The sequence below is a fragment of the Sphingopyxis panaciterrae genome, from assembly GCF_011762125.1.
Taxonomy (GTDB): Bacteria; Pseudomonadota; Alphaproteobacteria; order Sphingomonadales; family Sphingomonadaceae; genus Sphingopyxis; species Sphingopyxis panaciterrae.
The window spans coordinates 67,239-77,360 of record NZ_JAASQN010000007.1; the positions used below are offsets into that span (position 1 = coordinate 67,239).

13 protein-coding genes are annotated in these 10,122 nt (G+C 65.4%); 6 read left to right on the forward strand and 7 right to left on the reverse strand.

Annotated elements, in window-relative coordinates; genetic code table 11:
* Positions 1–103: 103 nt before the first annotated feature.
* On the reverse strand, positions 104–574 hold the full coding sequence (gene soxR / locus FHR22_RS19790) for a redox-sensitive transcriptional activator SoxR (protein WP_166945480.1): 471 nt from the start codon (positions 572–574) through the stop codon (positions 104–106).
* Positions 575–663: 89 nt separating this feature from the next.
* On the opposite strand from soxR, the gene FHR22_RS19795 reads away from it, so the two are divergent.
* Together FHR22_RS19795 and FHR22_RS19800 are read left to right on the forward strand one after the other, a co-directional pair.
* Positions 664–1,059 carry a VOC family protein gene (locus FHR22_RS19795; protein ID WP_166945482.1) on the forward strand — a complete coding sequence of 132 codons (396 nt, stop codon included), beginning with the start codon at positions 664–666 and terminating at the stop codon, positions 1,057–1,059.
* 65 nt (positions 1,060–1,124) lie between these two features.
* Positions 1,125–1,589 carry a pyridoxamine 5'-phosphate oxidase family protein gene (locus tag FHR22_RS19800; RefSeq protein ID WP_166945485.1) on the forward strand — a complete coding sequence of 155 codons (465 nt, stop codon included), beginning with the start codon at positions 1,125–1,127 and terminating at the stop codon, positions 1,587–1,589.
* 92 nt (positions 1,590–1,681) lie between these two features.
* Here FHR22_RS19800 and FHR22_RS19805 read toward each other — a convergent pair whose 3' ends face one another.
* Entirely contained in the window at positions 1,682–2,674 is a 993-nt protein-coding gene (locus FHR22_RS19805) for a dipeptide epimerase (protein ID WP_166945487.1), read from the reverse strand.
* A gap of 24 nt (positions 2,675–2,698) precedes the next feature.
* Here FHR22_RS19805 and FHR22_RS19810 point away from each other — a divergent pair, with 24 nt between their 5' ends.
* Entirely contained in the window at positions 2,699–3,094 is a 396-nt protein-coding gene (locus FHR22_RS19810) for a YkvA family protein (protein WP_166945489.1), read from the forward strand.
* A gap of 195 nt (positions 3,095–3,289) precedes the next feature.
* On the opposite strand, the gene FHR22_RS19815 is transcribed toward FHR22_RS19810, so the two are convergent.
* Together FHR22_RS19815 and FHR22_RS19820 are read right to left on the reverse strand one after the other, a co-directional pair.
* Complete coding sequence (locus FHR22_RS19815) at positions 3,290–3,604, reverse strand: hypothetical protein (RefSeq protein ID WP_166945491.1); 315 nt, start codon at positions 3,602–3,604, stop codon at positions 3,290–3,292.
* 61 nt (positions 3,605–3,665) lie between these two features.
* Positions 3,666–4,886, reverse strand: coding sequence for a polyhydroxyalkanoate depolymerase (locus FHR22_RS19820; protein WP_166945493.1), 1,221 nt, complete (start codon positions 4,884–4,886; stop codon positions 3,666–3,668).
* A 274-nt stretch (positions 4,887–5,160) separates the two neighbouring features.
* Between FHR22_RS19820 and FHR22_RS19825 the strand changes: the two genes are divergently transcribed.
* From FHR22_RS19825 to FHR22_RS19835, 3 genes are all read left to right on the forward strand, one after another.
* Complete coding sequence (locus FHR22_RS19825) at positions 5,161–5,418, forward strand: YjhX family toxin (RefSeq protein ID WP_166945495.1); 258 nt, start codon at positions 5,161–5,163, stop codon at positions 5,416–5,418.
* 111 nt (positions 5,419–5,529) lie between these two features.
* On the forward strand, positions 5,530–7,341 hold the full coding sequence (locus tag FHR22_RS19830; RefSeq protein WP_166945497.1) for an ABC transporter transmembrane domain-containing protein: 1,812 nt from the start codon (positions 5,530–5,532) through the stop codon (positions 7,339–7,341).
* A gap of 44 nt (positions 7,342–7,385) precedes the next feature.
* Complete coding sequence (locus tag FHR22_RS19835) at positions 7,386–7,922, forward strand: DUF1993 domain-containing protein (protein ID WP_166945499.1); 537 nt, start codon at positions 7,386–7,388, stop codon at positions 7,920–7,922.
* Between the two features lie 72 nt (positions 7,923–7,994).
* Here FHR22_RS19835 and FHR22_RS19840 read toward each other — a convergent pair whose 3' ends face one another.
* From FHR22_RS19840 to FHR22_RS19850, 3 genes are all read right to left on the reverse strand, one after another.
* On the reverse strand, positions 7,995–8,432 hold the full coding sequence (locus FHR22_RS19840; RefSeq protein WP_166945501.1) for an ExbD/TolR family protein: 438 nt from the start codon (positions 8,430–8,432) through the stop codon (positions 7,995–7,997).
* Between the two features lie 295 nt (positions 8,433–8,727).
* The gene (locus FHR22_RS19845; protein ID WP_166945503.1) at positions 8,728–9,336 is read right to left on the reverse strand and encodes an OmpH family outer membrane protein; all 609 of its coding nucleotides are present in this window, start codon (positions 9,334–9,336) and stop codon (positions 8,728–8,730) included.
* A gap of 1 nt (position 9,337) precedes the next feature.
* Complete coding sequence (locus FHR22_RS19850; protein WP_166945505.1) at positions 9,338–10,096, reverse strand: SapC family protein; 759 nt, start codon at positions 10,094–10,096, stop codon at positions 9,338–9,340.
* Between the last annotated feature and the right edge of the window lie 26 nt (positions 10,097–10,122).

Genomic DNA, 10,122 nt, shown 5'->3' on the forward strand with positions numbered 1-10,122 from the left:
CGCCGAAGGCGGCGCTCTGCCTCTGGCTCGCTACGCTCGCTACCCACCCCTAACCCCTCCCTAAAAGGGAGGGGAATGTCTCAAATCCACCCCAAAGCCGTCATCACTCCACCTCGGCAATCTCCCCCGCATGGTCGCCGAGCAGGTAGCGCGGACCCGCGCCGCGCTGCGCCGCCTTGTCCCCGCGATTATACAGCCCGCATTTCCTGAGGCTGAGGCAACCGCAACCGATGCAATTGTCGAGCAGCTCGCGCGTCCGGGCGAGCGCGACGATCCGCGCATCGATCCGCGCGCGCAGCCCGGTGCTGATCCGCGTCCAGTCGGCAGCGTTCGGCGTCCGCCCCGCGGGCAGCCGCGCCAGTTCCGCCGCGATTTCCTCCAGGGTCAGCCCGAGTTGCTGCGCAATCAATATGAATGACACGCGCCGGATGTCGGCGCGCAGGAAACGCCGCTGCCCGCCGCGCGTGCGCAGCGCCTCGATCAGCCCCTTCGCTTCGTAAAAGCGGATCGCGGACACCGCAGTGGCCGTGCGTGCCGCCAGTTCGCCAATGGCGATGAGGTCGCGCCGATGCATCGATTGCCTCGCTTTCGCAAATGTCGCTTGATCTAAAGCTCACTTGAGCTTGTAAAAATCCGGCGTCAACCCGAATCAGGAGCCCTCAAGTGACGCATCCCTTCATCGAACATGTGAACCTGACCGTCAGCGACCCCGCGCGCACCGCCTCGCTGATGATCGCCATCTTCGGCTGGCACGAACGCTGGCGCGGCCCGGCGCAGGGTGGCGGCCACACGATCCACGTCGGCAGCGACCACGCCTATATCGCGCTCTACACCGGCCCCGACGGCGCCCGCGCCGACGTGCATTATCCGAAAGGCGAACCGCTGAACCATGTCGGGGTGCAGGTGGACGACCTCGACGAAACCGAAAGACGCGTAAAGGCGATCGGGCTCATACCGTTCAACCATGGCGATTATGAACCCGGCCGCCGCTTCTATTTCTTCGACCCCGACGGCATCGAATATGAAGTCGTCAGCTATGCGGAGCCGCAGCCGCGCTGAACCGGGCAACAACCGCGCCGCTGCCGCGTTGATCAGTCATCGGGGGGCATGAAGGAGTCTTTCCGATGAGCGACGACATCAAGCAGCAGTTCTGGAAGGCGCTGGCCGACAGTCCCTATGTCATGGTTGGCCAGACCGGCGAGCGCGCGCACCATATTCCGATGAACGCCCAACTCGACAAGGATGCCAACAGCGCCTTCTGGTTCTTCACCGCGACGGACAACCGTCTCGCCGGCGGCGGCCCCGCGATGGCGCAATTCGCGTCGAAGGGGCATGACCTTTTCGCCTGCATTTCGGGCACGCTGCGCGACGAGACCGACCGCGCGGTGCTCGACCGGCTGTGGAACAACGGCATCGCCGCTTGGTACGAAGGCGGGAAGAACGACCCGAAACTCGTCCTCCTCCGCTTCGACCTCGACGATGCCGAAATCTGGACCGCCGACCCGGGGATCAAGGGCATGTTCAAGCTCGCGACCGGCATGACGATGAAGGAAGGCGACCTCGGCAAGCACGCCGAAGTGGCGCTCTGACCGCCGGTTTTTGATTAGCCCTTTTTGATTGGCCCATGGGTTCCCGCGCAGGCGGGGACCCATGGAATTGTACAAGGATATTGTACGAGCGCCTAGCCGACTGGCGGTCCGATCCGCCCCTCGCGAAATTCAAACCCGCCGTCGCGGTCGCGCTCCAGCAAAGCCGGCCCATCCAGGTCGACCCAGCGTGCCCGCTGTGCCAGCACGAAGGCGGGAGCGATCGCCAGGCTGGTGCACAGCATGCACCCGACCATGATCGACAGCCCCGCGGCGTCGGCGGCATCCGCCAGACGCAACGCCTCGGTCAGTCCGCCCGCCTTGTCGAGCTTGATATTCACCCCGTCATAGAAAGTCCCGATCCGCGCCACGTCGGCGGCGGTGTGACAGCTTTCATCGGCGACAAAGGGCACCGGCGCATAAATCGGATCGAGGAGCGCGTCGGCGCCCACCGGCACCGGCTGCTCGATCATTTCGACCCCCATGTCGGCGAGCGCCTCGGCTTCGCTGAGCAGGTCGATCTGTCCCCAGCTTTCATTGGCATCGACGATCAGCCGGGCCTCGGGCGCGCCCTTGCGCACCGCTGCGACGCGCAGGCGATCATCTTCGCCGGTCAGCTTGATCTTGAGCAGGCGATAGCCGTCGGCCTCGGCGGTCGCGGCGCGTTCGGCCATTGCGCCCGGCGTGCCGAGCGAAATGGTGAAAGCGGTGACGCGCGCGGTCGGTGCCCCGTCGCATCCCGCGAGTTGCCACAGCCGCAGGCCGCGCTGGCGCGCATCGAGATCCCACAGCGCGCAGTCGAGCGCGTTGCGCGCCGCGCCTGGCGCCATGATTTCCTGCACCGCCGCCCGCGCCTCGGCCGCGCCCATGTCGGCGATGTGCGGCGCCGCGTGCAGCAACTGGTCGCGGCACCCCGCGGCATCCTCGCCCAGATAATAGACCGGCGTGCCTTCGCCGCGCCCGATATCGCCGCCGCTTTCGATTTCGGCGACGATGACGTCGACATGCGTCTTCGCGCCGCGGCTGATGACGAACTCGCCCGCTACCGGCCAGCGTTCGACACGCGCGCTTTTCAGTTGGATAGCCATTACAAACAGCTAGTCTATGCCGCGATGACCGGCAAATCCCTTTCCGAACATATCGGCGATCTCGGCCACCGCCTCGCGGTCGAGGCGCACGCCGCCTGGCTTGCCGCGCGCGACCCGCGTGTGCCGTGGCCCGCGCGCATCCTCGCGATCGCGATCGCCGCCTATGCGCTGTCGCCGATCGACCTCATTCCCGATTTCATCCCCGTGCTCGGCTGGCTCGACGACCTCATCATCGTGCCGCTCGGCCTGTGGCTCGTCCGCCGCCTGATCCCCGATCCGCTCTGGGCCGAACTCCATGCCGCAGCAGAGATCGCCAGCGAACGCCCGTCGAGCCGCGCCGGGATGGCCTTCATCCTGCTGCTGTGGGCAGGACTGCTCTATATCGTCTATTGGAGCGTGCGAACGTCGCCATGGCATTAGATTGGGGACGAAGGAGGCTGTCCGGTTCCGGCCGGGAGTTGCCGTCCCGTCCATCGTCACCCCGGACTTGATCCGGCGTCCCGCTGGACGTCGAAACCTGCGTTACCCTCAAAAAAGCGGGATCCCGGGTCTAGCCCGGGATGACGAAGCTGTAGAAAGCGATGCCTGCTTCCTACCCCAAAACAGCCATGCCATCTACTGGCACACCGCCTTGCGCACCTTCAGCTTGAACTTCCGCGGCCCGGGCGGATCGCCGCGCTTGCCGGTGTCGACGATCTGCACCTCGACGCTACAAAAGCCGCCTTTCACCTGCACCCGCTCCTGCCCGGTCCAGACGATCGATTCGATCGGCGATTCGCGAAGTGCTTCTTGCACCTCCCGGCTTTCCACGATCGCGGCGATTTCGCGCGTACGCTGGTGATAGGGCGGCAATGCCGCAACCGCCGCCGTGGCGGTGGCGAGAACGAGGCCGGCGCAGGCCGTGATCCGAAACGGCGATACTGAACGCATGGATACTGCTCCTCTACCGGCGAACCGGCACGGTATACGCCGTCGTTCCGCGCGCCTCAACCTATCCGCCGTTGCTGCGAATCCACCCCTCGACCACCGGCGCGATTTCCTCGCGCCACTTGCGGCCGTTGAAAATGCCGTAGTGGCCGACGGTCTTCGCCATCAGATATTTCTTCTTGGCCGCCGGTAGCGCCTTGGCGAGCGTCAGCGCGGCCTTCGTCTGCCCGATGCCCGAAATATCGTCGCGCTCGCCCTCGATCGCGAGGATCGCGATATCCTCGATCGCGCCGAGGTCGACCGGCCGGCCGCGGTGCAGCATCTCGCCCTTCGGCAGCAAATGGCGCTGGAACACCACATCGACCGTCTGCAGGTAGAATTCGGCGGTCATGTCGCACACCGAACGATATTCGTCGTAGAATTCCTTGGTCTTGTCGGCGCTCTCACCGTCGCCGTCGACGAGATGACGGAACATCTCCCAATGGCTCATCATATGATTGCCGAGGTTCATCGACATGAAGCCCGCGAGTTGCAGGAAGCCCGGATAGACACGGCGCCCCGCGCCCGGATAATAAGCGGGAACGGTCGCGATGACATTTTCCTGGAACCAGGCATAAGGCCGCGTCGTCGCATGCGCGTTCACCGCGGTCGGTGCCTTGCGCGTGTCGATCGGCCCGCCCATCATCGTCAGCGTCGCCGGCCGGCATTTGTGCCCGTTCGCCGCCATGACCGCCGCGGCGGCCAGGCTCGGCACCGACGGCTGGCAAACCGCCAGCACATGCGCGCCCGGCCCGATATGCTCGAGCCACGAGATCAGATAGTCGATGTAATCGTCCAGATCGAACTTGCCCGCTTCCAGCGGCGCGTTGCGCGCGTCGCGCCAGTCGGTGATCCACACGTCGTGGCCGGGCAGCATGCGCTCGACCGTGCCGCGCAGCAGCGTCGCATAATGACCCGACATCGGCGCGACGATCAGCAGCTTCGGCGCGTCTTTCGTGCCCTTATGCTTGAAATGCTTGAGCTGGCCGAACGGCTTGCGCGCCTCGACGACTTCGGTGACGCGCACCGTTTCGCCATCGACGATGGTTTCATACAGGTCGAACCCCGGCTTGCCGCGCGGCGCGGCAGCATGGGCAAAGACTTCCAGCGCCGAGGCGAACATCGGGCTGCCGCTGAAATAGCCAAGCGGATTTGCCGGATGCTGCATCACCTGCGCCCCGGCGGTCGCCAGCGCGCTCGCCCCCGCAAGCCAGCTCTTCTGCATTTCAAACGCGTGATACAACATAGATGATCGTTCCTTGCGCAGCCCCGGCGCTCTCGGTCGGGCGCCCGTTCGTTGGGACCAGTCTAGGCCCTGCATTTCATTGTGCAATGCATCAAAATTGTTGCGGGACGCGATATTTGTCCATATTCTGCACGCACGGCGCCTCATGCGCCGATGGAGTGAATATGTCTGAGATTGCGGGCAACCGCTAACATCCCGGCAAAAACGGGATGTGGGAAGCGTGCCGACCAAGATGTCGGCGCGCCTTTGTTCCTTATAATCCCGGACATATCTCATGAATATTTCGAAAGCGGAGCAGCGCGTGCTCCATGTGCTGGCGCAGGGCGGCATGATCCGCCATCGGCGCGATGAAGACGGTCATATCATCGAAGCGATATGCTTCACCCGCGACGGCTTCGTCCTTGCGGACATGAAGCTGCCGCTGTTCGCCCGGCTGCGCAAACGCGGCTTCATCGGCTCGCAGAACGGCGCACCGTACCGCATCACCCAGGCGGGGCTGCGCGCCGTGCGCGCGCAGCTCGACAACCGGTAGGAGCGGAAGGGGAGCGCGACCGATCATCGCGCTCCCCTTCAAACCGCTTGAAGCACCACATCATTCTGCGGCGTTGAGCGGCGGCGCCGGCACTGCTAGGGCGTGCGCAATATGGCGACATCATCAGACCAGCCCGCCCCGCGCGCTTCCGCCGATCCGCAGGACAAGCGTCCGCGCAAGCTCGGCAGCCTGCGCATGGTGTGGCATTATGCCAGCAAATATCCGCTGCAATTGCTGATCGCGGTGGTGGCGCTCGGTATCGCGGCGATCGCGACGCTCGCCATTCCGTATCAGTTCAAGGAAATGATCGACAGCGGCTTCGTCGCGGGCGGCGGCGACGTCGCGCCGCATTTCCGCTTCTTCTACATCATCGTGCTGCTGCTCGCGATCGCGACGGCGCTGCGCTTCTATTTCGTCAGCTGGCTCGGCGAGCGTACCGTCGCCGATATCCGCCGGGGGGTGCAACGCAACCTGCTGCGCCTCGCACCCGGCTTTTTCGAGGAAAACCGCCCCTCCGAAATCGCCTCGCGCATGACGTCCGACACCTCGATCATCGAACAGACGGTCGGCACCACCGTCTCGGTCGCGCTGCGCAACGTCGTGATGGGGATCGGCGGTATCGCCTATCTCTTCTCGCTCTCGCCCAAGCTCACCGGCGGCATCCTGCTCGGCATCCCGGTGATCATCATGCCGATCGTCCTGCTCGGGCGAAAGCTCCAGAATGTCTCGCGGTCGAGCCAGGACCGCGTCGCCGACATCGGCGCCACCACCGCCGAACAATTGGGGGCGATGAAGATCGTCCAGGCGTTCGGGCAGGAAGCGCGCGAAGCGACGCGCTTCGCCGACGCCGTCGAAGCCAATTTCACGACCGCCAAGCGCCGCATCCGCCTCCGCGCGACGATGACCGCGATCGTCATCGGGCTGCTGTTCGGCGCGATCACCACCTTGCTCTGGTATGGCGCCGAAGGGGTCGCGGCGGGGACGATCACCGGCGGCACGATCGCCGCTTTCGTTCTTACCGGCGGGCTTGTGGCGGGCGCCTTCGGCGCCCTGACCGAAGTTTATGGCGACCTGCTCCGCGCCGCGGGGGCGGCCGAACGGCTGAGCGAATTGCTGAACGCCGAGGCGACCATCGCGCCGCCGGCAAAGCCGCGTCCCTTCCCCGAACCTCCCGTCGGCACGCTCGAATTCGCCCAGGTCGAATTTCACTATCCGACCCGCCCCGATGCCCCGGCGCTGCATGGGTTCAGCCTCGCGATCCGCCCGCGCGAAACGGTGGCAATCGTCGGTCCCTCGGGCGCGGGCAAGTCGACACTCTTTCAACTCGCCGAGCGCTTCTACGATCCGCAGGGCGGCCAGATCCTCCTCGACGGCGTCCCGCTGACCGACGCCGACCCCGCCGACATCCGTGCGCGCATCGCGATGGTGCCGCAGGAAACGGTGATCTTTGCCGCCTCGGCGCGCGACAATCTGCGCTACGGCAACTGGGCGGCCAGCGACGATGAACTCTGGGATGCCGCGCGCGCCGCCAATGCCGAGGAGTTCTTGCGCAAACTACCGCAAGGCCTCGACACCTTCATGGGCGAAGGCGGCGCCCGCCTGTCGGGCGGCCAGCGCCAGCGCGTCGCGATCGCGCGCGCGCTGCTCCGCCGTGCACCGCTGCTGCTGCTCGACGAAGCGACCTCGGCGCTCGACGCCGAGTCCGAAAAGCTCGTTCAGGACGCGCTCGAAACGCTGATGCACGACCGCACGACGATCGTCATCGCGCATCGACTCGCGACCGTCCGCGCCGCCGATCGCATCATCGTGATGGATGACGGGCGCATCGTCGAGGAAGGCAAGCACGACGAGCTCGTTGCCGCCGACGGCCTCTACGCCCGCCTCGCGCGCCTGCAATTCCAGGACAATCTGGCCGCCGCCTGACCGGCCACCCCGCCACCGAACGCCACCCTTCGAAGGACGACGCCATGCTCTACGACCTCACCGTGCCCGCTTATGTCAACGGCCTGAAAGCTCTCTCGGGCCAGCTCGGCCGGGCTCTCGCATGGGGCCGCGACAACGACATCGGCGAGCTCCAATTCCTCGCCGCGCGCCTCGCGCCCGACATGTTCCCGCTTGCGTCGCAGGTCCGTTTCTCGTGCATCCAGGCGATGCAGGCCCCCACCCGCCTCGGCGCCCCCGGTGCGCCCGCGATGCCCGACGACGCGGACGACTTCGCTGGTCTCCAGGCGCAGATCGCGGAAACGCTCGCCTGGCTCGAAGGCATCGACGCCGCGGCGCTCGGGGGCGAACCCGGCCGGCCGGTCGGCTTCGACCTCCCCAACGGCATGGCCTTCGACATGACCGCCGCCACATACGTGCGCGACTGGGCGCAGCCGCAATATTATTTCCACCTCGTCGCCGCCTACGGCATCCTCCGCCACATGGGCGTGCCGCTCGGCAAGGCCGACTATGTCAGCTATATGATGGCCTATCTGCGCCCGGGCACTGCCCCCGCCGCTTAACGGAGGCAGTCCCCCGCTGCCTGACGGGGCCAGCCCCCCGCCGGCTCATCGCCGGCGGGAGCGACATCGCGCTCAGATCAGTTCGCGATATTGATCGATCCCCGGAAAGGCGATCTTGCCGCCGCCGTTGCGCCGGATTGCGCCGATCGCCTCGTCGACGCGCAGATAGCGCGCCCGCGCCTCGGGCCGGAACAGGATCGCCGCCGGTTCGGGGCGTTCGGTTGCCTGCTTCACCAGCGCGCCCAGCTCGGCCAAGTCAACCGCCTCGTCGTTCCAGCGGATCACGTCGGCGGTGTCGATCGTCACGCTGTTCTTATCCTCGACCCGCAGCCCGGTGTCGCCGGTGGGCAAGGTCACATCGACGCTGTGCGTCGGCGGCGGAATGGTGATGATGAACATCACCAGCATCACCAGCATCACATCGATCAGCGGCGTGGTGTTGATATCGGGATCGCCGTTGGGATCGGCGCGAAAAATGCTGTGGTGAAATTGGCTGCGGCGTCGGCGCATCGGCTTTCTCCCGAACAGGGGAGTCCGCGCCACGATCGATGGGCGCCCGCCCCCTCATCCAGGGCACGGGATCATCCCGCGCCCGATTGTAATGGTATATCATAATACCCAAGGAGCAAGCGGAATATGGACGCGGAACGACCGGGTGTTAGCGCGCAAAACCGGACCGCGATTATACCATGGCAAACATGATGTCCGATAACGCCCGATCCTTGGCGGCTCCGTGGAGCCGCCAAGGATCGGGAAACTCTCCAACGCGTCGCAACAATTCCGGGAAAGCCAGCGCCGGCAATAGCTAGCTGGCGGCTCCGCGGGGGGCGGCGTTGTCGGGCAGTTGCGGCAATCTTTCGCGCTCGATACCGAAGGTCGTGATCTTGGCGTCGAGTGCGGTCACCACGTCGGCGGTCAAATCGTTCGAAAAATTCCCGCCAAGGGCCGCGCCCCGATCGAACAACAGCCCGCATTTATGCGCAGCATAGATTTTTGCAATCACCGGCTGCGCTTCGTCGGCGACGCGCGCCAGCGCTTTGGCGCGCGTCGCGTCAATCTCCCGGCTGCCATGCGCCGCCTGACTCTGCAGCGCCTGCCAGCGGGTCGCGAGGGCATCGCGGCGCGCCTTTGCCTTGGCATCCTGGCCCAGCGCCGCAATCGCGGTGGCTTCGGTCTCCAGCGGCCCGCGGAGCTGGTCGATTTCCGCCTGAGCGGCGCGCGTCAATTCCGCGATCCGGGCCGACGCCGCCTTGCCGACCGCCGCATTGGCGAACACCGCCTCGCGCGACAACAGACAGACGCCAGGAATCGCGGGACCGCCGAGCGCGGGCTGCTGCGCCGCTATCGGCGTGGTAAGCGACGATGCCGCCAGCATGGCCAGGATCACCGAGCACATCATCTTCATCGGGGTCATTTCAGGCATCCTCTGTTTCGGCAGGGGCTTCCGCCGGAGCGGTATTTTTCTGCGTACGCGCCAAAAGATCGGCGAAGCGATCGAGCGACAGGAAATGAAAATGGATCAGGGCAAGCCATCCCTTGCGATGCCAATGGAGAATTATCTCATCCGCAAGTGCTTCGAACTTCGCCCGGTCGACGATCTTGAAACCGCGAAGCAGCAAGGCCTGCCCCGAATCCAACCGCGCGTCGGCGTGCTGGTCGACAAGCAGATCCTGCACCAGCAACGCCTCGACGAACGCGTCGGTCTGGATATGCGCGCCGTGGAAATCGCGGCAGAAGATCAGGGCATTTTCAACAAGCCCGGTCGGCGTCCCGTCCGAAAATAGTGCCTCGTCCTCGTCGCCCCCCGCAAAATGCGGCGCGGCCCTGTCGATCGCAAGGACGAAGCTGTCCTGTGATCGGTCGACGAAGACGAACGGGTAGCGGCGGGCATAAGCCGGCACGTAGCAATCGGACGCCCACGCATCGCCGTCGACGAAGCTGTTGCTGCGATCGAGCCCGAGGAGCACCACGGGGAAACCGTCGCCCGCCGCGAAGACGATCGGATAGTGCCGCATCGCGGCGCCGAATTCGGTGATCGTGAGCGGGATCGCATTGGCGTCCTTTGCGAAGCCGTAAGCGCCCGGATGGAACCGCAGGTCGGCGTGCCGGGCCGCCGTGAGAAATTCGGGCTGCCGATAGAAGAGCGGAAGCGGGGTTTCGGTTTTTTCAGTCATGTCGAACCTGTCTGTCGGAAAGGGAA

Coding starts and splice junctions, on each gene's coding strand:
- soxR (WP_166945480.1), bottom strand. CDS start 574: ATGCATCGGCGCGACCTCATCGCCATTGGCGAACTGGCGGCACGCACG.
- FHR22_RS19800 (WP_166945485.1), top strand. CDS start 1,125: ATGAGCGACGACATCAAGCAGCAGTTCTGGAAGGCGCTGGCCGACAGT.
- FHR22_RS19805 (WP_166945487.1), bottom strand. CDS start 2,674: ATGGCTATCCAACTGAAAAGCGCGCGTGTCGAACGCTGGCCGGTAGCG.
- FHR22_RS19810 (WP_166945489.1), top strand. CDS start 2,699: ATGACCGGCAAATCCCTTTCCGAACATATCGGCGATCTCGGCCACCGC.
- FHR22_RS19815 (WP_166945491.1), bottom strand. CDS start 3,604: ATGCGTTCAGTATCGCCGTTTCGGATCACGGCCTGCGCCGGCCTCGTT.
- FHR22_RS19820 (WP_166945493.1), bottom strand. CDS start 4,886: ATGTTGTATCACGCGTTTGAAATGCAGAAGAGCTGGCTTGCGGGGGCG.
- FHR22_RS19825 (WP_166945495.1), top strand. CDS start 5,161: ATGAATATTTCGAAAGCGGAGCAGCGCGTGCTCCATGTGCTGGCGCAG.
- FHR22_RS19830 (WP_166945497.1), top strand. CDS start 5,530: ATGGCGACATCATCAGACCAGCCCGCCCCGCGCGCTTCCGCCGATCCG.
- FHR22_RS19835 (WP_166945499.1), top strand. CDS start 7,386: ATGCTCTACGACCTCACCGTGCCCGCTTATGTCAACGGCCTGAAAGCT.
- FHR22_RS19840 (WP_166945501.1), bottom strand. CDS start 8,432: ATGCGCCGACGCCGCAGCCAATTTCACCACAGCATTTTTCGCGCCGAT.
- FHR22_RS19845 (WP_166945503.1), bottom strand. CDS start 9,336: ATGACCCCGATGAAGATGATGTGCTCGGTGATCCTGGCCATGCTGGCG.
- FHR22_RS19850 (WP_166945505.1), bottom strand. CDS start 10,096: ATGACTGAAAAAACCGAAACCCCGCTTCCGCTCTTCTATCGGCAGCCC.